Annotated in this window: 34 protein-coding genes; 33 read left to right on the top strand and 1 reads right to left on the bottom strand. The window is 47.1% G+C overall.

What is annotated here, in order from left to right:
* Positions 1–36 precede the first annotated feature (36 nt).
* The 33 genes from clpB (at position 37) to HMPREF1863_RS06530 (ending at position 18652) form a co-directional block, all read left to right on the top strand.
* Positions 37–2613, top strand: a complete 2577-nt coding sequence (clpB, locus tag HMPREF1863_RS06690; RefSeq protein WP_068368948.1) for an ATP-dependent chaperone ClpB — start codon at positions 37–39, stop codon at positions 2611–2613.
* A 111-nt stretch (positions 2614–2724) separates the two neighbouring features.
* On the top strand, positions 2725–3123 hold the full coding sequence (locus HMPREF1863_RS06685; protein WP_068368945.1) for a pyridoxamine 5'-phosphate oxidase family protein: 399 nt from the start codon (positions 2725–2727) through the stop codon (positions 3121–3123).
* A 493-nt stretch (positions 3124–3616) separates the two neighbouring features.
* Complete coding sequence (rpsJ, locus tag HMPREF1863_RS06680; RefSeq protein WP_068368942.1) at positions 3617–3934, top strand: 30S ribosomal protein S10; 318 nt, start codon at positions 3617–3619, stop codon at positions 3932–3934.
* 50 nt (positions 3935–3984) lie between these two features.
* Positions 3985–4617 carry a 50S ribosomal protein L3 gene (rplC, locus tag HMPREF1863_RS06675; RefSeq protein ID WP_068368939.1) on the top strand — a complete coding sequence of 211 codons (633 nt, stop codon included), beginning with the start codon at positions 3985–3987 and terminating at the stop codon, positions 4615–4617.
* 20 nt (positions 4618–4637) lie between these two features.
* Positions 4638–5264, top strand: a complete 627-nt coding sequence (gene rplD, locus HMPREF1863_RS06670) for a 50S ribosomal protein L4 (RefSeq protein ID WP_068368936.1) — start codon at positions 4638–4640, stop codon at positions 5262–5264.
* Positions 5264–5554 (top strand): 50S ribosomal protein L23, encoded by a 291-nt coding sequence (gene rplW, locus HMPREF1863_RS06665; protein ID WP_068368933.1) that lies wholly within the window; start codon positions 5264–5266, stop codon positions 5552–5554. Before rplD ends, rplW begins: the two co-directional genes overlap by 1 nt.
* An 18-nt stretch (positions 5555–5572) precedes the next feature.
* On the top strand, positions 5573–6403 hold the full coding sequence (gene rplB, locus HMPREF1863_RS06660; protein ID WP_068368931.1) for a 50S ribosomal protein L2: 831 nt from the start codon (positions 5573–5575) through the stop codon (positions 6401–6403).
* Positions 6404–6417: 14 nt separating this feature from the next.
* Positions 6418–6696 carry a 30S ribosomal protein S19 gene (rpsS, locus tag HMPREF1863_RS06655; RefSeq protein ID WP_068368928.1) on the top strand — a complete coding sequence of 93 codons (279 nt, stop codon included), beginning with the start codon at positions 6418–6420 and terminating at the stop codon, positions 6694–6696.
* Between the two features lie 13 nt (positions 6697–6709).
* Positions 6710–7045 (top strand): 50S ribosomal protein L22, encoded by a 336-nt coding sequence (gene rplV / locus HMPREF1863_RS06650; RefSeq protein WP_068368924.1) that lies wholly within the window; start codon positions 6710–6712, stop codon positions 7043–7045.
* A 13-nt stretch (positions 7046–7058) separates the two neighbouring features.
* On the top strand, positions 7059–7796 hold the full coding sequence (gene rpsC, locus HMPREF1863_RS06645; RefSeq protein WP_068368922.1) for a 30S ribosomal protein S3: 738 nt from the start codon (positions 7059–7061) through the stop codon (positions 7794–7796).
* A 17-nt stretch (positions 7797–7813) separates the two neighbouring features.
* Positions 7814–8254: a 50S ribosomal protein L16 gene (rplP, locus tag HMPREF1863_RS06640; protein ID WP_068368919.1), complete on the top strand. Its 441-nt coding sequence runs from the start codon at positions 7814–7816 to the stop codon at positions 8252–8254.
* Complete coding sequence (rpmC, locus tag HMPREF1863_RS06635; protein WP_068368916.1) at positions 8244–8450, top strand: 50S ribosomal protein L29; 207 nt, start codon at positions 8244–8246, stop codon at positions 8448–8450. The genes rplP and rpmC overlap by 11 nt, the downstream gene beginning before the upstream one ends.
* Positions 8451–8453: 3 nt before the next feature.
* Positions 8454–8708 carry a 30S ribosomal protein S17 gene (gene rpsQ / locus HMPREF1863_RS06630; RefSeq protein WP_068368913.1) on the top strand — a complete coding sequence of 85 codons (255 nt, stop codon included), beginning with the start codon at positions 8454–8456 and terminating at the stop codon, positions 8706–8708.
* A gap of 13 nt (positions 8709–8721) precedes the next feature.
* Positions 8722–9090, top strand: coding sequence for a 50S ribosomal protein L14 (gene rplN / locus HMPREF1863_RS06625; RefSeq protein ID WP_068368912.1), 369 nt, complete (start codon positions 8722–8724; stop codon positions 9088–9090).
* A 14-nt stretch (positions 9091–9104) separates the two neighbouring features.
* On the top strand, positions 9105–9419 hold the full coding sequence (gene rplX, locus HMPREF1863_RS06620) for a 50S ribosomal protein L24 (protein ID WP_068368909.1): 315 nt from the start codon (positions 9105–9107) through the stop codon (positions 9417–9419).
* 11 nt (positions 9420–9430) lie between these two features.
* Positions 9431–9982: a 50S ribosomal protein L5 gene (gene rplE / locus HMPREF1863_RS06615; RefSeq protein ID WP_068368905.1), complete on the top strand. Its 552-nt coding sequence runs from the start codon at positions 9431–9433 to the stop codon at positions 9980–9982.
* A gap of 3 nt (positions 9983–9985) precedes the next feature.
* Positions 9986–10171, top strand: coding sequence for a type Z 30S ribosomal protein S14 (locus HMPREF1863_RS06610; protein ID WP_068368903.1), 186 nt, complete (start codon positions 9986–9988; stop codon positions 10169–10171).
* A 25-nt stretch (positions 10172–10196) separates the two neighbouring features.
* On the top strand, positions 10197–10592 hold the full coding sequence (gene rpsH, locus HMPREF1863_RS06605; RefSeq protein WP_068368900.1) for a 30S ribosomal protein S8: 396 nt from the start codon (positions 10197–10199) through the stop codon (positions 10590–10592).
* Between the two features lie 15 nt (positions 10593–10607).
* A complete protein-coding gene (rplF, locus tag HMPREF1863_RS06600) occupies positions 10608–11144 on the top strand; it encodes a 50S ribosomal protein L6 (RefSeq protein WP_068368897.1) in 537 nt (178 codons plus the stop codon).
* 17 nt (positions 11145–11161) lie between these two features.
* The gene (rplR, locus tag HMPREF1863_RS06595; RefSeq protein ID WP_068368894.1) at positions 11162–11524 is read left to right on the top strand and encodes a 50S ribosomal protein L18; all 363 of its coding nucleotides are present in this window, start codon (positions 11162–11164) and stop codon (positions 11522–11524) included.
* 11 nt (positions 11525–11535) lie between these two features.
* Entirely contained in the window at positions 11536–12048 is a 513-nt protein-coding gene (gene rpsE / locus HMPREF1863_RS06590) for a 30S ribosomal protein S5 (RefSeq protein ID WP_068368892.1), read from the top strand.
* A gap of 10 nt (positions 12049–12058) precedes the next feature.
* Positions 12059–12235: a 50S ribosomal protein L30 gene (gene rpmD / locus HMPREF1863_RS06585; RefSeq protein WP_068368889.1), complete on the top strand. Its 177-nt coding sequence runs from the start codon at positions 12059–12061 to the stop codon at positions 12233–12235.
* 13 nt (positions 12236–12248) lie between these two features.
* Positions 12249–12698, top strand: a complete 450-nt coding sequence (gene rplO / locus HMPREF1863_RS06580; protein WP_068368886.1) for a 50S ribosomal protein L15 — start codon at positions 12249–12251, stop codon at positions 12696–12698.
* Positions 12699–13979 carry a preprotein translocase subunit SecY gene (gene secY / locus HMPREF1863_RS06575; RefSeq protein WP_068368883.1) on the top strand — a complete coding sequence of 427 codons (1281 nt, stop codon included), beginning with the start codon at positions 12699–12701 and terminating at the stop codon, positions 13977–13979. It abuts the gene before it with no gap.
* A gap of 10 nt (positions 13980–13989) precedes the next feature.
* On the top strand, positions 13990–14640 hold the full coding sequence (locus HMPREF1863_RS06570; RefSeq protein ID WP_068368880.1) for an adenylate kinase: 651 nt from the start codon (positions 13990–13992) through the stop codon (positions 14638–14640).
* Between the two features lie 3 nt (positions 14641–14643).
* Positions 14644–14910: a KOW domain-containing RNA-binding protein gene (locus tag HMPREF1863_RS06565; protein ID WP_068368876.1), complete on the top strand. Its 267-nt coding sequence runs from the start codon at positions 14644–14646 to the stop codon at positions 14908–14910.
* A 12-nt stretch (positions 14911–14922) separates the two neighbouring features.
* Positions 14923–15141, top strand: coding sequence for a translation initiation factor IF-1 (infA, locus tag HMPREF1863_RS06560; protein ID WP_068368873.1), 219 nt, complete (start codon positions 14923–14925; stop codon positions 15139–15141).
* A gap of 16 nt (positions 15142–15157) precedes the next feature.
* Entirely contained in the window at positions 15158–15271 is a 114-nt protein-coding gene (rpmJ, locus tag HMPREF1863_RS06555; RefSeq protein ID WP_008859825.1) for a 50S ribosomal protein L36, read from the top strand.
* 12 nt (positions 15272–15283) lie between these two features.
* Entirely contained in the window at positions 15284–15646 is a 363-nt protein-coding gene (rpsM, locus tag HMPREF1863_RS06550) for a 30S ribosomal protein S13 (protein ID WP_068368870.1), read from the top strand.
* 9 nt (positions 15647–15655) lie between these two features.
* Positions 15656–16051, top strand: coding sequence for a 30S ribosomal protein S11 (rpsK, locus tag HMPREF1863_RS06545; protein WP_068368867.1), 396 nt, complete (start codon positions 15656–15658; stop codon positions 16049–16051).
* 64 nt (positions 16052–16115) lie between these two features.
* Entirely contained in the window at positions 16116–17063 is a 948-nt protein-coding gene (locus HMPREF1863_RS06540; RefSeq protein ID WP_068368864.1) for a DNA-directed RNA polymerase subunit alpha, read from the top strand.
* 14 nt (positions 17064–17077) lie between these two features.
* Positions 17078–17419, top strand: coding sequence for a 50S ribosomal protein L17 (gene rplQ / locus HMPREF1863_RS06535; RefSeq protein ID WP_068368861.1), 342 nt, complete (start codon positions 17078–17080; stop codon positions 17417–17419).
* A 225-nt stretch (positions 17420–17644) separates the two neighbouring features.
* On the top strand, positions 17645–18652 hold the full coding sequence (locus HMPREF1863_RS06530) for a potassium channel family protein (protein ID WP_068368858.1): 1008 nt from the start codon (positions 17645–17647) through the stop codon (positions 18650–18652).
* A 75-nt stretch (positions 18653–18727) separates the two neighbouring features.
* Here HMPREF1863_RS06530 and HMPREF1863_RS06525 read toward each other — a convergent pair whose 3' ends face one another.
* On the bottom strand, positions 18728–19657 hold the full coding sequence (locus HMPREF1863_RS06525) for a DMT family transporter (protein ID WP_068368855.1): 930 nt from the start codon (positions 19655–19657) through the stop codon (positions 18728–18730).
* Positions 19658–19898 lie beyond the last annotated feature (241 nt).

Raw genomic sequence — 19898 nt, 5'->3', positions numbered from 1 at the left:
AAAAAAATAAATCAGGTTTAGAAGAAAGGAGTGCCTATGAAAATCGATCAATTTACTCAAAAAAGCATGGCCGCTTTAGAAACGGCTCAACGATTGGCACAAGAATATGGGAATCCGGAAGTGGACGTGCTCCACTTAAACAAAGCCCTCTTATCGGATAATGAAGGGCTTATTCCCAAAGTATTAAACTATATGGGCGTGGATCCCCGCGATGTGGAAAACGCAGTGGATCGGGAAATCAATCGTCTCTCCCGCCAAACGGGAGCGGATCCGAGAATGTCCTCGGCCATGAACGGCGTCTTAACCGACGCGCTTAAAGAAGCGAAACGCCTCGGCGACAGCTACGTCAGCGTGGAACACCTTTATCTCGCCATGATTAAAGGCGACGGCGTCAACAACAAGCGCATTTTAAAAGAATTCCATATCGACGAAAAAAGCTTTATGGGCGCTTTAAAAGAAATTCGCGGCAATCAAAAAGTCACCAGCGACAATCCGGAAGACACCTACGAAGCCCTTACGAAATACGGCAGAGACTTAACCGCCGATGCTGCCGCAGGGAAAATGGACCCGGTCATCGGCCGTGACGGGGAAGTGCGTCACGTCATTCGTATTTTAAGTCGCCGCACAAAAAACAACCCGGTGTTAATCGGCGAACCGGGCGTCGGGAAAACCGCTATCGTAGAAGGTTTGGCCCAACGTATTATTGCAGGCGATGTGCCCGACGGACTTAAAAACAAAACCGTCTTCTCCCTGGACATGGGCGCCCTCATCGCCGGCGCTAAATACCGCGGCGAATTTGAAGAACGTCTAAAAGCTGTTTTGAACGAAGTCAAAAGTTCCGACGGCGAAATCATTATGTTTATCGACGAAATTCACAACATCGTCGGCGCCGGAAAGAGCGAAGGTGCTATGGATGCGGGCAACCTCTTAAAGCCCATGCTGGCGAGAGGGGAACTGCGCACCATCGGTGCCACCACCTTGGATGAATACCGTAAATACATCGAAAAAGATCCGGCACTGGAACGTCGTTTCCAAAAAGTTCAAGTAGATGAACCTACGGTAGAAGACACCATTTCCATTTTAAGAGGGTTAAAGGAAAAATACGAAATCTACCACGGCATCCGCATTTCCGACGGCGCCGTCATTCAAGCGGCGGTTTTAAGCGATCGCTACATTACCGATCGTTTCCTGCCCGACAAGGCCATCGACTTAATGGATGAAGCCTGCGCCATGGTGCGGACGGAAATTGAATCCATGCCTACGGAAATCGACGAAATCAGACGGCGCATCCTTCAACTTGAAATCGAAAGGGAAGCACTTAAAAAAGAAACCGACGACGCGTCGAAAAAACGCCTCGAAACCTTAGAAGGAGAACTGGCGGAAGAAAAGGCGCGCTACGATGCCCTTATCGCCCGTTGGGAATCGGAAAAGAAAGAGCTGGAAGGGGAAAAGAATTTAAAAGAAGCCATCGATCGCGTACGTCACGAAATCGAAGAGGCCGAAAGAAAATACGATCTGGAAAAACTTTCCGCTCTGAAATACGGTAAACTCCCCGAATTGGAAGAAAAGCTTAAACGGGAACAAGAAAAGGAAAAAGGCGAAGGCAAGCTTATAAAAGAAGAAGTTACCGAAGAAGAAATCGCCGCCGTCGTCAGCAAATGGACGGGCATTCCCGTTACGAAACTCGCCGAAACGGAAAGAGAAAAACTTCTCCATTTAGACGACATCCTGAAAAAACGCGTTATTGGACAAGACGAAGCCACCCAAGCCGTATCCGATGCCGTGCTCCGGGCAAGGGCAGGGTTGAAAGCGGAAAATCGCCCCATCGGCAGCTTTATCTTCTTAGGACCCACCGGCGTCGGCAAGACGGAAACGGCAAAAGCTTTAACCGAAGCCCTCTTCGATGACGAACGGAACATGATTCGTATCGACATGAGCGAATACATGGAAAAACACAGCGTCTCCCGTCTCGTAGGTTCTCCTCCGGGATATGTAGGGTACGATGAAGGCGGCCAATTAACAGAAGCCGTCAGGAGAAAACCCTACTCCGTCATCCTCTTCGACGAAATCGAAAAAGCTCACCCCGACGTATTCAATATTTTATTGCAAGTATTGGACGACGGTCGCTTAACCGATAATCAAGGCCGTACGGTAGATTTTAAAAATACCGTCATCATTATGACCTCCAACATCGGATCCCAAGACCTTATCGAAGGTATGGGAAGCGACGGCACCATAACCGATGAAGCACGGAAAGATGTTTCCGATCAATTAAAGGCGCACTTCCGCCCGGAATTCTTAAATCGTGTGGACGAAATTGTACTCTTCACCCCCTTACAAAAAGATGAAATCAAACGCATCATCGACGTATCCGTGGCTGAAATTTCCATGCGCTTGGAAGAACGCAACATTACCATCGCCTTAACGGACAAAGCGAAAGATCAAATTCTCGAAGAAGCTTACACCGTGCAATACGGTGCAAGACCTGTCAAACGCTATATCCAAAACCATATCGAAACCAAACTTTCCCGCGCCCTTATTGCGGGAACAATTATGGACGGCGACCACGTCACGGTCGATTACGACGGCGAAGATTACACTTTTAATAAATAAAGCTCATACGCACAGGTATTTAATAGCTTGTGCGTATTTTCTTTCTACATAGGGTACATGTAAATCAAAGTTCGAGAGTAAGGCATAGGGATAAATTAATAAGGGAGACGAATGATGAAAGTATTGGAATTCTTACAAAAGGCCAAAGTATTTTACGCCGCCACTACCGACGGAGAGTGCGGTCGTGTACGACCTATTGGATTTGTCATGGATTACGAGGGCAAACTCGCATTCTACACGGACACGCGCAAGGAAATGTACAAACAACTTTCCGACCACCCGAAAATGGAAATTTGTGCCATAGACGAGAAGATGAATACCCTCCGTTTGAAGGGAGAAGCCAAGTTTATTACGTCGAAGGAATCTAAACGGGCAGCATTAGAAGCACTTCCCATGCTGAAAAAAGTGGGCTATACAGAAGACGACGATGTATTTGAAATCTACACTATCGACAATGCAACTGTATCCCTAAAAACCATGATGGGAAAAGAACTGGAGATCGAGTTTTAAATTAAAACTTCATATTATCGAGGATGCTCTCTTTCAAATCTTGAAAGAGAGCATTTGTTTTTGGATCAAGATTCAATGGGCAATCATAAAAGCACGAAGAAATGAAAAATAAATCGATAAAAGGCTTGTAAGCTGACGAAGGATCTGTTAAGGTATAAAAGTTGCCTACGAGAGATCGTCGAAAAGTGAAAAGTTTTAAACTTTCACGTTTTTTCTTTGAGAAACGGCGAAGTTCTCTTGATTTTAGGTATTTTTTAAGTTATAATACTTGAGTATGCGTAAGACATGCGTTGACACAATAGGTGGCTTTGAAACAGGCGCAAAGATGTGTTCGCATCGGAGGCTTGCGGAAAAGGGAATTATTGTTTAGTAATGTCCAATCTGGAATTGGGCGACGGAACGCCCATATTTTTTATGGGGTGGAGAAAACACCCGGATCGGTTGATCGGCGTTCTTTCCCTTAATTTGAGGAAAATGCAATAGGAGGGACTTAATGTCTGCAAATGTAAAACAAAAAATCAGAATTCGTTTGAAAGCTTATGACCACGAGCTCTTAGACAGCTCCGCACAAAGAATTGTCGAAGCGACAAAAGCCAGCGGCGCTGACGTATCGGGTCCGGTACCCCTTCCCACGGAAAAAGAAATCATCACCATTCTTCGTTCCGTACACAAACATAAGGATAGCCGGGAACAATTCGAACAAAGAACGCACAAGCGTCTTATCGACATCATGAACCCGAACCAAAAGACGGTGGATTCTTTAATGAAACTCAATCTGCCCGCAGGCGTAGATATCGAGATAAAACTGTAAGCTGTCGGACTATATGATTGCCAGGCAATCCGCTGTAATGGAGGTATTTTATGAAATATGCATTAGGTAAAAAGGTCGGCATGACCCAAATCTTTACCGAAGAAGGGGCGCAAGTTCCCGTTACGGTTATCGCAGTGGAACCGCAAGTTGTCGTTCAACGTAAAACCGTTGAAATCGACGGCTACAATGCGATTCAAGTTGCAACCGGTGCCGTAAAAGAAAAACGCGTTAACAAACCGTTAAAGGGCCACTACGATAAAGCCGGCGTGGCATTTAAGAAAGTTCTTCGTGAATTCCCCTTAGCTGAGGGCGAAGAATACAATGTCGGCGACGAACTTAAAGTCGACATCTTCGAAGTAGGCGACAAGGTCGACGTTACCGGCACCAGCAAAGGTAAAGGTACGGCAGGTCTTATTAAACGCCACAACTTCGGCCGCGGTCGCGAAACCCACGGTTCCAAATTCCACAGAATGCCCGGTGGTATGGGTGCTGCATCCTTCCCCGGCCGCGTATGGAAAGGTCACCGCATGATGGGTCGCATGGGTAATGAACGCGTTACCGTTCAAAACCTCGAAATCGTCCGCGTCGATGCAGAAAATAATTTCCTTTTAGTTAAGGGCGCCGTTCCCGGACCGAAGAACGGACTCGTTCGCGTCCGTGCCACTGTTAAGAACAGTAAATAAGCGAGAGGAGGACAAGAGATATGACGAAGTTCCAAATGGTAGATATCGAAGGTAAGTCGGTCGATACGATCGAGCTTGCAGACGATATTTTCAATGTAGAAATCAACGAACACGTCGTCTACTTAGTGGTTAAAAACATTTTAGCCAACAGACGACAAGGCACACAGTCCGCTAAAACTCGCGCAGAGGTTCGCGGTGGCGGCAGAAAACCCTGGAGACAAAAAGGTACCGGTCGTGCAAGACAAGGTTCCATCCGTTCTCCTCAATGGCGTGGCGGCGGTATCGTCTTTGCGGCTAAGCCGAGAAGCTATCGCTACACTACACCGAAAAAAGTTCGTCGCTTAGCGATGAAATCCGTCTTAACCGCTAAGGTTCAAGAAGAAGAATTAATCGTCGTCGACAAATTCGCTTTAGATGCTCCTAAAACAAGCGTATTTGCAAACCACTTAAAGGCAATGGGTGCAAAGAAAAAAGCGTTATTTGTAACGGCAGACGAAAGCGATAAGAACTTAGTATTAAGTGCCAGAAACCTTGAAAATGTAAAAGTTTTAAGCGTCGGCACCCTCAATGTGTATGACATTTTGAAATACGACTCCCTGATCCTCACGAAGGATGCATTGGATAAACTTGTGGAGGTGTATAACTAATGAAAAACTTTGATATCATTATTCGCCCGGTCATCACTGAAAAGACGATGGCGGACATGGAAGAAGACAAGTACACCTTTGAAGTGGCGAAGAAGAGCAACAAATCGGAAATCAAAAAAGCCATCGAAGAGATCTTTTCCGTAAAAGTCGCAAAGGTCAACACGATGAACATGACCGGTAAGGTTAAACGTCAAGGCATGAACGTCGGCAAACGTCCCGACTGGAAAAAGGCTATCGTGACGCTGGCTCCCGGTTCTGAACCGATTGAATTCTTCGACAGCATGCAATAAGCCTAAGGAGGGATATTCATGGAGATCAAAAGATATAAACCGACGACGAACGGCCGCCGCGGCATGACCGTCGCCAGTTTTGAAGAAATTACAAGAAACAGACCGGAAAAAAGCTTAGTCGTAAGCTTAAATAAATCCGCAGGCCGTAACGCACACGGTCGTATTACCAGCCGTCATCGCGGCGGCGGGGCAGCTAAAAAATACAGAATCATCGACTTTAAACGTCTTAAAGACGGTGTACCTGCAAGAGTTGCCGAAATCGAATACGACCCCAACCGTACCGCCTACATCGCATTATTAAACTATGCGGATGGTGAAAAACGCTACATCTTAGCGCCGAAGGGATTAAAGGTCGGCGACAAAGTGGAAAGCGGCGAAGATGCCGACATCAAAATCGGTAACGCACTTCCCTTACGTGCCATCCCCGTCGGTACTACCATTCACAACATCGAAATGACACCGGGTAAGGGCGGCCAACTTGCACGTTCTGCAGGTACCAGCGCTCAGCTTTCCGCTAAGGAAGGTAAAATGGCACAATTACGCCTCCCCTCCGGCGAATACAGACGCGTCAGCATCGAATGCCGCGCAACCGTCGGCAGTGTCGGTAACTCCGCTCACGAGTTGATCAACCTCGGTAAAGCCGGTAAGAAACGTCACTTAGGTTTCCGTCCCCACGTACGCGGTTCCGCAATGAACCCCGTCGATCACCCCCATGGTGGTGGTGAAGGTCGTACACCGATCGGACGTCCCTCGCCGATGACGCCTTGGGGCAAAAAGACACTCGGCTTGAAGACTCGCAAGAAGAACAAGAAGAGCGATCGTTACATCGTTCGCCGCAGAACGAAATAAGGGAGGAGGAAGTAATGTCCAGATCCATTAAAAAGGGCCCTTTCGCAGACGAACATTTGCTTAAGAAAGTTGACGCCCTCAACGCAGCTAATAAACAAGAAGTAATCAAAACGTGGTCTCGTCGTTCGACGATCTTCCCGGAAATGGTATCCCATACCATCGCAGTTCACGACGGCAGAAAACACGTACCGGTATACATTACAGAAGACATGGTTGGTCACAAACTCGGCGAGTTTGTCTTGACCAGAACCTACCGCGGTCACGGCGGTGGCGAAAAAACCACGAGAATGTAAGGAGGAGTAACGAATGGAAGCAAGAGCAATTGCAAAATACGTGCGCATTTCTCCTTTGAAGGTTAACTTCATTTGCGCGGAAATTCGCGGCAAACAAGTCGATGAAGCGTTAGCGTTATTGAAGTTTACACCCAAGCGCGGTGCGCGTGAACTATACAAAGTTCTTCACTCCGCTGTCGCAAATGCAGAAAACAACCTTAACTTGGATCGCGCCGATCTTATCGTTAAAGAAGCATATGCGAACGACGGTCCGACGATGAAACGTTATCGCCCCAAAGCAAAGGGTATGGCGTATCCGATCTTAAAACGTTCCAGCCACATCGGCGTGGTCGTTTCGGAAAAGGAATAAAAGGAGGAGAACAATGGGTCAAAAAGTAAATCCGCACGGGCTTCGTGTAGGGATCATTAAAGATTGGGATTCCAAATGGTATGCCGACAAAAAAGACTTTGCTGATCTCCTCGCCGAAGACAACAAAATTCGTAAATATATTAAGAAGAACTTATTTCAAGCAGGTATTTCCCGCATCGAAATCGAACGTGCCGCCAACAAGGTAAAAGTATCGGTTTCCACAGCGAAACCCGGCATGGTCATCGGCCGTGGCGGTGCAGGCGTCGAAGAGCTTCGCGCTGAGCTTGAAAAATTAACGGGCAAAAGCGTCGTCATCAACGTCGACGAAATCAAAAACCCCGATTTAGATGCGACCTTAATCGCAGAAAACATCGCCGCTCAACTCGAACGCCGTATTGCGTTCCGTCGTGCGATGAAACAAACCATCCAACGTGTTATGCGCTTAGGCGTAAAAGGTATCCGTACCCAATGTTCCGGCCGTTTAGGCGGTGCTGACATGGCGCGCCGTGAAGGCTACAGCGAAGGTACGATTCCTCTTCAAACCCTTCGTGCAGACATCGACTACGGTTTCGCAGAAGCGGACACAACCTACGGTAAAATCGGCGTCAAGGTATGGCTCTACAAGGGCGAAGTCCTTCCCGAAGCACCTCAAGGTCGCAGAAACCGCAGAGACAGAAAACGTCGCGGCAATGACAACAGACGCCGCGGAGCAAACCGCAACGATCAAGGCCAAGGCCAAGACAGACGGTAAGTGAGGAGGACAGCACTATGTTAATGCCGAAAAGAGTAAAATATCGGAGACAACATCGAGGGAGAATGAAAGGTGTCGCCCACAGAGGCAACACGTTAACCTACGGTGATTACGGCATCCAAGCATTGGAACCGACCTGGATCACTTCCAATCAAATCGAGGCCGCACGTCGTGCCATGACACGTTACATCCGTCGTGGCGGTAATATTTGGATTAAAGTATTCCCCGACAAGCCCGTAACCGAAAAACCTGCTGAAACTCGTATGGGTTCCGGTAAAGGTTCTCCGGAATACTGGGTAGCAGTCGTTAAACCGGGTCGCGTATTATTCGAACTCGGTGGTGTCGATGAAGAAGTTGCAAGAGAAGCAATGCGCCTTGCGGCCATGAAGTTGCCGATCAAGACTCGTTTCATCACAAGAAACCATGAAGAAAGTGAGGGCGATTCGAATGAAAAATAAAGACATCCGTAATTTATCCGGTGACGAACTGAATAAAAAGGTGTCCGAGTTGAAAAACGAACTTTTCAACCTTCGCTTTCAACTGGCTACTGGACAATTAGATAACCCGTCCACCATTAAAAGCGTGAAAAAAGATATCGCACGCGTTAAAACCATCCAAAGAGAGCGCGAGCTCAACATGGAAAAGGAGGCGTAACTTATGGAAAGAAATCAACGTAAAGTGATCTCCGGTAAGGTCGTAAGCGATGCCATGGACAAAACGATTGTCGTAGCCGTAGAGACCTTCAAGACTCACCCTATCTATAAAAAGAGATTTAAAAACACCACGAAATACAAGGTGCACGACGAGAACAATGAAGCGGGTATCGGCGATACCGTTCGCGCGATGGAAACCCGCCCCCTTTCCAAGGACAAGAGATTCCGCCTCGTCAAAATCGTAGAAAAAGCGAAATAAGGAGGTTCTCGGAATGATTCAACAAGAAACCAGATTAAAAGTTGCCGATAACTCCGGCGCAAGAGAACTTGGCGTCATCAAAGTTCTCGGCGGCACCAATCGTCGTTATGCGAACATCGGCGACATCGTCGTTTGCTCCGTCAAACAAGCAACACCCGGTGGCGTTGTTAAAAAAGGCGCCGTGGTAAAAGCGGTTATCGTTCGTTCGAAAAAAGGCATTCGTCGTCCCGACGGAACCTACATTAAATTCGACGACAACGCAGCCGTTGTTATCAAAGATGATAAGAATCCCCAAGGCACCCGTATTTTCGGGCCCGTAACCAGAGAGCTCAGAGGCGATAACTTCATGAGAATTATCTCCCTCGCTCCGGAAGTTCTTTAAGGAGGTGGCATAGAATGCGCATCAAAAAAGGAGATACCGTCGAAGTCATTTCCGGCAAGGACAAAGGTAAAAAGGGCAAAGTTGTTCGCACCCTACCGAAACAAGATCGTGTAGTAGTAGAAGGCGTGAACATCGTGACCAAACACGAAAAACCCAGAGGACCGCAAAACCCGGGGGGTATCACCAAAGCTGAAGCCCCGATCCACGTATCCAACGTCATGTACTATGACACCAAGACCAACAAGAGAAGCCGCATCGGTTATACTTTTGAAAACGGTAAAAAGGTACGTGTCATCAAGTCCAGCGGTGCTACCATTTCTGATAAATAAGGAGGCCTGTGATGACATCGAGATTATATGAAAAAATCACGAACGAAGTCGCACCTGCTTTAATGGACGAATTTAAATATGACAATGTCATGCAAATTCCTCGTCTTGAAAAAGTAGTGATCAATATAGGACTTGGAGAAGCTAAGGACAATCCGAAAGCGCTTGAAAGTGCCATTAACGATTTAACCTTAATCTCCGGTCAAAAACCCATCGTAACCAAAGCCCGCAAATCCATTGCGAACTTTAAATTACGTGAAGGTTCCAAAATCGGTTGTAAAGTTACCCTTCGCGGCAGAAGAATGTATGAGTTCTTAGACAAGCTCATGAACGTTGCACTTCCCCGTGTACGTGACTTCCGCGGCGTTAAGAGCACCGCTTTTGATGGCAGAGGCAATTATGCACTCGGTCTTAAAGAACAACTGATTTTCCCTGAAATCGAATATGACAAGATCGACACGTTACGCGGTATGGATATTATCATCGTAACGACTGCCGAAACTGATGAAGAGGCTAAGTCTTTCCTCGCGAAGATGGGCATGCCTTTTGCAAAGAAGGAGGGTTAAACTGTGGCAAAGAAATCCATGGTCGCAAAGCAAAAACGTAAAAACAAATACAGCTCCAGAAACTACACGAGATGTAGCATTTGCGGACGCCCTCACGCAGTACTTCAAAAGTACGGTATTTGCAGAATTTGTTTCCGTAAACTAGCTTACGCAGGTCAAATCCCCGGCGTAAGAAAGGCAAGCTGGTAAGGCTAACCGAAAGGAGGAATTGACTATGATGACAGACCCTATTGCAGATATGCTGACAAGAATCAGAAACGGCAATGACGCAAAACACAAATCTGTTGAGATTCCCGCTTCCAAAATTAAGGCGGAAATCGCCCGTATCCTTCTCGAGGAAGGCTATATTAAAAGCTTCGACGTGCTTGAAGAAGGACCTCAAGGCAAAATTAATGTAGAATTAAAATACGGTCAAAACGAAGAAAAAGTAATTAGCGGTATTAAACGTATTTCGAAGCCGGGCCTTCGCGTCTATGCTAAGAACACGGAGATCCCCAAAGTATTAGGTGGTCTCGGCATCGCCATCATGTCCACATCCAAGGGCATTATGACCGATCGTGAAGCACGTAAGGCAGAAGTTGGCGGAGAAGTACTCTGCTACGTTTGGTAAGGAAGGAGCGTTAAGATGTCCAGAATCGGAAAAAATCCAATCGATATCCCTTCCGGCGTAGAAGTAAAAATGAACGGCAATGTCGTCGAAGTAAAAGGACCGAAGGGCAGCCTCAAAACTGAATTCAATCCTATCATCAACATTGCCATCGAAGATAATCAAGTCATCGTGACACGCCCCAACGACAACAAAGACGTTCGCGCGCTTCACGGCCTCTATCGTACCTTGATCGCCAACAATATCGAAGGCGTCCTCAACGGTTACGAAAAGAAACTTGAAATCATCGGAACAGGTTATCGTGCACAAAAACAAGGTAAAAAATTAAACATGAACCTTGGTCACTCGCACCCCATCGAACTCGAAGATCCGGAAGGAATCGAAGTCGAAGTTCCGAGCAACACGGAAATTACGGTTAAGGGAATCGACAAACAAAAAGTCGGCGCCTATGCTGCTAAAATCCGCAGCTTCCGTTCCCCTGAACCCTACAAAGGTAAGGGCATTCGTTACGTCGGCGAATACGTTCGCAGAAAAGTCGGTAAGACCGGTAAGTAAGAAAGGAGTGGAGTGTTTTGTTTAAGAAAATTGATCGCCAAGGCAATCGTAAAGCGAGACAAGCTCGCGTCAGACAGAAGATTAACGGAACCGAATCCAAACCTCGTCTTGCCATTTACCGTAGTGCGCACCACATTTACGCACAACTTATCGACGATGTGAATGGTAAGACATTAGCCAGTGCTTCCACCTTGGATAAATCCTTAGGTTTGGAAAGCACCAAAAACATCGAAGCAGCAAAAGCCATCGGTAAGTCCATCGGCGAAAAAGCCAAGGCAAACGGCATTGAAGAAGTTGTTTTCGATCGCGCAGGCTATGTATACCACGGCCGTGTAGCAGCACTTGCTGAAGCGGCTCGCGAAGCGGGACTGAAGTTCTAAGGAGGGAAAGATTGAACCGTAACAAAAACAATACCAGAGATAGAGACACGGAACTCGAAGAAAAAGTAGTAGCTATCAACCGTGTTGCAAAGACCGTTAAGGGCGGTCGTAATATGCGCTTCTCTGCCCTCGTCGTCGTAGGCGATAGAAACGGTAGAGTCGGTGTCGGCACCGGTAAAGCCCTCGAAGTCCCCGAAGCGATTCGTAAGGGTACGCAAGCGGCTAAGAAAAACTTAGTAGATATTAACCTTGTAGGAAATACCATTCCGCACCAAACCGTCGGTGTATTCGGTGCAGGTCGCGTGTTCTTAAAACCGGCTCGTCCCGGTACCGGTGTAATCGCCGGCGGCAGCGTACGTGCCGTATGCGAACTCGCAGGTATTAAAGACATTTATACACACAGCATCGGCTCTCCCAACCCGAGAAACACCGTTAACGCCACCATGGAAGGCTTAATGGGTCTTAAGACGGCTGAGAGCGTTGCAAAACTGCGCGGCAAAAGCGTAGAAGAAATTTTAGGATAGGGGGATTAACATGAGTACCATTAAAATTAAACTCAAGAAAAGCCCTATCGGAAAGATTGAAAAACACAGACGTACGATCAAGGCTTTAGGTCTCAGAAAGATCGGTCAAGTCGTTGAAAAAGAGGACACTCCTCAAATTCGAGGCATGATCCACACTGTAGACTTTATGGTCGAAGTCGTCGACTAAGGAGGTGGACGTAATGAAATTGCATGATTTAAGACCTAATGAAGGTGGAGGAGTCAAGGCAAAGAAACGTCTCGGCCGCGGTATTGCATCGGGCACCGGTAAAACAGCCGGTCGTGGTCACAAAGGCCAAAAAGCTCGTAGCGGCGGCGGTGTTCGTCCCGGCTTTGAAGGCGGACAAATGCCTCTTTTCCGTCGTCTTCCGAAACGTGGCTTCACCAACATTTTCAAAAAGCAATATGCCATTGTAAATGTTGAAGCTCTTAACCAATTTGATAATGGATCAGATGTTACCTTAGATACCCTCGTAGAACGCGGTATCGTGAAGCGCTCCGACGCAGTTGACGGCTTGCGCGTGCTTGGAAACGGTGAAATCAACGTTTCCGTAAACGTAAAAGCGGAACACTTCACGAAATCGGCAGCTGAAAAAATTGAAGCGGCAGGGGGAAAGGTTGAGGTGATCTAGATGATCCAGACCTTTAGAGATGCTTGGAAGATCCCGGAAATTCGCAAAAAGCTTCTCTTCACCCTTTTCATGTTGGTCGTATTCCGTTTTGGCAGCCACATTCCGGTACCCTTTATGGACCGGGCAGCCATTGCACAAATCTTTAGCCAACAAGAAGGTGGTATACTTTCATTCCTGGATTTAATGAGTGGTGGTAACTTTGGACACTTCTCCATTTTTGCTACGAGCATTTATCCCTATATCACGGCGTCCATCGTCTTGCAATTATTGACCATCGCTATCCCCAGTTTGGAAGCGCTCAGTAAAGAAGGCGAAACCGGACGTAAGAAAATTGCGAAGTATACAAGGTATCTAGCAGTTGTTCTCGCCGCGGTACAAGCTATCGGTTACACCTATGGTTTCTATCGCAAAGCCGTGAACACGAGCAACCCGTTCCAAGACGTAGTCATTATTCTTTCGGTCGTTGCAGGAAGTACCTTCCTGATTTGGATCGGTGAAATGATTACGGAAAAAGGAATAGGCAATGGGATCTCTCTACTCATCTTCGCAGGGATCGTAGCCAGATTCCCCGCTGATATTTGGGCATCGATTCGCCTGGCAAGCATTGGCAGAGTATCGTGGGCATGGGTTGCCGTGTTCGCCGTTCTCGCCATTGGCATTGTCGTTTTAGTCGTCGCCTTAAACGAAGGGCAACGACGGGTTCCCGTTCAATACGCCAAGCGCGTAGTGGGACGTAAAATGTACGGCGGTCAAAGCACCCATATTCCGATTAAAGTTTTAATGAGCGGCGTTATGCCTATCATTTTTGCTCAAACCATTATGAGTATTCCTTCCATTATCGTCATGTTCCAAGGCCCCAATTCTGAAGCGGCCAAATTCATGACCAAATGGTTTACGCCGGCCGGTGATATTGGAGTCTTCATCTATAGCATCTTCATGATTCTATTGATTGTCTTCTTCACCTTCTTCTACACGGCGATTCAATTCAACACCGTGGAATATTCCAAAAACTTACAACAAAACGGTGGTTTTATCCCCGGTATTCGCCCCGGCAAGAAGACATCCGATTACTTGCAAAGCGTAGTTAATCGTCTCGTATTCCCCGGCGCTATAGCATTAGCATTCCTATCCGTCCTTCCGACGATCTTAGAAAAAATCACCAAGCTGCACTTCAGCTTCGGCGGTACGAGCTTAATCATCGTCGTAGGCGTCATTATGGAAACGGCAAGAGTACTGGAACAACAATTAATGATGCGACACTATAAGGGATTCCTAAAATAAGGAGGATCATATGAGACTAGTCATTTTAGGCCCGCCGGGAGCCGGTAAGGGTACGCAAGCAGCATCTATCGTAGACACATTTAACGTCGTACACATTTCTACGGGGGATATCTTCCGCGAAAACATTAAAAACGACACACCGCTGGGCAAAAAAGCCAAGAGCTACATGGATCGCGGCGAACTCGTCCCCGATGAACTCGTAAACGACCTCGTCGTCGATCGCCTTCAAAAGCCCGACGTCGAAAACGGATTTTTACTGGACGGCTTCCCGAGAACGGTCAATCAAGCAGTCGCATTAGATGCGGCATTGGAGCAAATGGGCACCAAGCTTGATCGCGTCATTAACATCGTCGTCGCAAGCGACCTTCTCATCGACCGTGCGGTCGGTAGACGCGTTTGCCCGACCTGTGGAAGAACGTATCACATTAAGAATCAAAAGCCTGCCGTCGAAGGCAAATGCGACGACGACGGAGCATCTTTGATTCAACGTGACGATGATACCGAAGAAACGGTGAAGAAGCGCATCGATGTTTACGAAAGGCAAACTTCCCCGTTAATCGACTATTATAAAGCGCAAGGACTACTGCTTGATATCGACGGTTCCAAAGACATTGACGTCGTGTTTGAAGACATTCGCGCAGGCCTCGACAAAGAGGCTTAATCAATGATCGGGACCTCTGATATTAGAGTCGGTCAGGTAGTAAAATCCAAGGCGGGCAGAGATAAAGAAGGATTCTTTGTAGTCTTGGAAGTCATCGACGACAGATATCTTCTGTTGGCGGACGGCAAGAGAAGAACGCTCGATCATCCCAAGCGGAAGAAGGCTATGCATTTGCAGAAAACTCATTCTCTTGTGGATCTAAAACCTGAGGATAGACCGTTAAACGATAGTTATATTCGTAAACAACTGTCTCGCTTCCAAGAGGCATAAGGAGGATCTTTCATGGCAAAAGAAGATGTCATTGAAGTGGAAGGCGTCGTAACCGACGCTCTACCCAATACAAACTTTAAAGTCAAGCTAGAAAACGGACATGAAATACTGGCCCATATCTCCGGAAAATTGCGTATGCACTATATTCGTATACTACCTGGAGACCGTGTAACAGTAGAACTCAGTCCTTACGACTTGACCCGCGGACGTATTACCTGGAGAAAGAAATAGTTTAGGAGGGGACGAAATGAAAGTAAGACCTTCAGTTAAGAAGATGTGCGATAAATGCAAAATCATTAAACGCAAAGGACGCGTTATGGTGATTTGCGAAAATCCGAAGCATAAACAAAGACAAGGATAAGGGGGTGTTGGCATGGCAAGAATTGCTGGTATAGACTTACCGAGAGAAAAACGAGCTGAAATCGGGCTCACTTATATTTACGGAATCGGACGTTCCCGCGCCCAAGAAATCCTAACCAAAGCCGGTGTCGACTTTAACACATACATTAAAGATTTGACCGAAGCCGAAGTTGGCGCCATTCGTAAGGTAATCGACGATTACCACGTAGAAGGTGATTTACGTCGTGAAGTGGCATTAAACATTAAGCGTTTACGCGAAATCAACTGCTACCGCGGCATCCGTCATAAGAGAGGCCTACCCGTTCGCGGTCAAAAGACTAAGACCAACGCCAGAACGCGTAAAGGTCCTAAGAAGATAGTTTCCAAGAAGAAGTAGGAGGGCTAAATGGCTAAACAATCTAGAGCTACGCGCTCCAAAAAAAGAGTGCGCAAGAATATCGAAAAAGGACAAGCGCATATCGCTTCTTCCTTTAACAATACCATGGTGACCTTAACCGATCCCAACGGCAACGTGATCTCCTGGTCCAGTGCCGGACAATTAGGTTTTAAAGGCTCCAGAAAATCGACCCCGTTTGCAGCACAAGAAGCGGCACAAGAAGCTGCTGCCAAAGCAAAAGAACACGGATTAAAAAGCGTCGAAGTATTTGTAAAAGGCCCGGGTAGCGGACGCGAAGCTGCTATTCGTTCCTTACAAGCATCCGGTTTGGAAGTTACGATGATTAAAGACGTAACACCCATTCCTCACAACGGCTGCCGTCCGCCGAAACGTCGTAGAGTCTAACTCTTGAACAGATTACCTGTTCACTTGAACGTCTCCACCTTTCACCAATAGGAGGGCGCATAACATGATTGAAATTGAAAAGCCTAGTATCGTAGCTGAACATGTATCTGACGACGGCAATAAGGGAAGATTTGTTGTAGAACCCCTGGAAAACGGATACGGGATCACATTGGGCAACTCGCTCAGACGCGTACTGCTCTCCTCACTTCCCGGTTGCGCCGTATCTTTCGTCAACATTCGCGGCGTCGAACACGAATTTAGCGTGATCGAAGGCGTCTTGGAAGACGTCCCCGAAATCATCCTTAACATTAAAGGCATCGTGTTCACAAGTGATCAAGACGAACCCGTACGCTTAAGCGTAGAGAAAAAAGGTGCAGGTGAACTTACCGCCGGCGACATCGAAGTTCCCGCCGGAGTTACCATCGTCAACCCCGATCACCACCTCGCCACACTTAATGCGGATGCCGACTTCTATATGGAGCTTGTCATCGAACGAGGCAGAGGATACGAACCGAGTGAACTTAAAAAAGACGAGATCACAGAAATCGGTATTATTCCCGTAGACAGTAACTACACCCCGATTCGTTCCGTAAATTGGAATGTAGAAAATACTCGCGTCGGCTTAAGAACCGACTACGATCGTTTGACGCTGGACGTCGAAACCGACGGATCCATGCCTGCCGATGAAGCCACATCCCTTGCGGCGAAGGTACTCATGGAACACTTGGACTTATTCGTATCCATGACCGCTGAGGTCAACGATATGGACATTATGGTTGAAAAACCCGAAGGCAAAAAAGAAAAAGTCCTGGAAATGACCGTCGAAGAATTAGATCTGTCCGTTAGAAGCTTTAACTGCTTGAAACGGGCGGGTATCAATACCGTCGACGAGCTCACAGATAAAACAGAAGACGAAATGATGAAAGTGAGAAACCTAGGGAAAAAGAGCCTTGAAGAAGTACAAGAAAAACTTGCAGAACTCGGCCTTTCTCTCAAGGAAAACGAAGAATAAAGGAGGAAACCATTGTGGCACAGCTTAGAAAATTAGGTCGTCCCACGCCGCATAGACGGGCTATGTTAAGAAACTTAACCACCGATCTATTACGTGAAGGCCGTATTGAAACCACAGTGACCCGTGCAAAAGAAACCAAACGCATGGCTGAAAAGATGATCACCCTCGGCAAACGAGGCGATCTTCACGCAAGACGCCAAGCATTGGCTTACATCTTCGACGAAACCGTTGTTACGAAACTCTTCGAAGAAATTGCACCGAACTACGCCGAACGTCAAGGCGGCTATACGCGTATCCTCAAAATGGGACCGCGTAGAGGCGATGGCGCTGAAATGGCGATTATCGAATTAGTATAAAAGCCGGGGACACTCCGGCTACATAAAAAGCATCTCCGAGAAAGGAGATGCTTTTTTGGTGGAAACAAAAGCCCCGGGGCGAAAGAAAAACAATAGCAGCTCGGGCAGAACCAAAAGACATAGACTAAAATACGTTCAACACCTTCCAAAAGATAAAACGATAGAAGATAAAAAGAAAGATTTTTTTAAGAAACTATAATATAATCAATGGACAAGGAGAGACATATGGAAGAAAAAAGAAAACTCAAACTCATTCTTTACGCCTTTGCATTTCTGCTGATTTTTGGCATGATAGGTTTCAAATTCTTGCTGCAGGTCGATTGGGTAGATGCCTTCTACATGACCGTCATTACCATCTCCACCGTCGGCTTTGGCGAAATCGGTACCACGAGCAACGCATCCGAACTCTTTTCGGTGCTAATGATCTTTCTCGGAGTGGGCATTGTGGGCTACGCATTTACCACCGTCGTGGCCATGTTCGTGGAAGGAAAAGTAGCGGATTATTGGAAGGGAAGTAAAATGAATAAAAAAATAGACGCATTAAACAATCACTACATTATTTGCGGATCCGGCGAGACGGCGGAAGTCATCATCGATAAATTTATCCACGAGCAATTAGATTTCGTCGTCATCACCGACAAGCGGGAAGACCTGGCCGATTACAGCCATCACGACATTTTAGTGGTGGAAGGCCACGCCACTGAAGAAAACGTGCTGGAACATGCAGGGGTCGAAAGAGCAAAAGGCCTTATCGCCACACTGGACACGGAAGTGGACAACATCGTCACCGTCCTCACCGCACGAAACATGAACGACAACATCTACATCATCGCCAATGCCACTACCAAATCGGGAAGCGACAAACTTCTGAAAGTCGGCGCCGATAAAACATTATCCGCTGTGGAAATCAGCGGCAAGCGCATGGCGTCCCTCATGATTAAACCCAATATCATGTCCTTCCTCGACGTGGTGACGAGAATCGGCGACATAGAGCTGGATCTGGAAGAAGTCGTCGTCATGGACGGATCCTATTTACAAAATAAAAACCTTATCGAAGCGGAAATACCGCAAAAAACCGGCCTTACCGTATTGGCGATTAAAAAAATCGAAGACGGCAAGATGCTGTTCAACCCGCCGGTAGATTACATCTTTAACATCGGCGATGTGCTGATTGTTCTCGGAAGAGGAGAGCAGGTAGATAAATTACGTCACTTAGGCGATGAAATCAAATAACCGGCGAATCTATTTCCGATCCGGTTATGGAAGATCCTCAAAATAAAAGACAATAAAAAATCTGCAGCCCATTGGCTACAGATTTTCGCGCACTCTTTCTCGGAGCGGTTTTCGTTTGATCGGTTTTTGTTTTTCCGGGAAGGATATAATCAACACGGCAACGAGAATAAGGGCCATGCCTAAAAAGTCGGTTCCGGAAAAGGACAAGCCGTAAATAAATACGGCAACGATGGTGGAGAACACGGCCTCCATCAGGTTAAACACACTGGAAAGGGTGGGGCCCGTTAAATGAGCGCCTTCCAGGAAAAGCCAGAAGGGAATGAGCGTGCCGCCGATAACGCAATAGGCGACGGATGCGATAGCCTCGAGATCCCACACGGCCGCGCCGTAATCGGGCCGCGCAACCAGCGCCAATACCACGCCGCCGAGGAGCATGGACGGCCCCATAATTTCCATGGAGCGATAGGTCTTCGAAAGCCCTGTGGGCGCGACATTAAAATTCATAAAGCCCACGGCGGAAAGAGCACCCCAGAATAGGGTTTCCTTGCTGATTTTTAAACTGTGAATATCGCCGCCGGTGACCATTAAGAATAGTCCGGCACTACATATGGCGAGGGCGGGATAGATTTTAAACTTCGGCGGCGTCTTTGTTTGGATCGCCACGACGGCGACGATAAGAAAGAGTCCGCCATATTCCATGAGCGTCGCCGTCGGCGCATTGGCAGTGGCGACGGAGCAGAAGTAGCTGAATTGCATAAGGGTAAGCCCACCGAGAGAATAGAGGAGAAAGCTCGGAATATTTTCCCGTTTTCTCACGACGCGGAAGGCGTAGCGGCCGCTTCGCTTTAAATCCAGGAGAAAAACGAAAATGCCTACGGCGATGAGACGAACGGAAACCAGAATTTCGGGGGTAAAGTTTTTATGTTGAAAAATAAAACCGCCTACATTTCCGTTAAAAGCCCACAATAAAGCCGCTGAGGCTATAAGTAAAAAGCCTTTTAGCATAAACCACTCCCTTCTCGTTCTGCACATACGTTTTGTATCATAAAAATAGCGATGCGCAGGGCGCACCGAATGCTTCTACCATTATTATGGGGTCGGAGAGAGGTTAAAGTCAAGGGGAATCATGGGGAAATACCGTGAAAATGAAAGGAAGAACGAAGTTTTTCTATCCATAATACACGAGTGATTATTAACAAACGGAATAGGGCGAGAATTGACGAAAACCGCCATTTTCCCTTGACAA

The organism is Aedoeadaptatus coxii (genome assembly GCF_001553115.1).
In the GTDB taxonomy this organism is placed as follows: Bacteria; Bacillota; Clostridia; order Tissierellales; family Peptoniphilaceae; genus Aedoeadaptatus; species Aedoeadaptatus coxii.
Note: the sequence above shows the minus strand (reverse complement) of the source record. Positions and strands in the feature narration are given on the sequence as shown.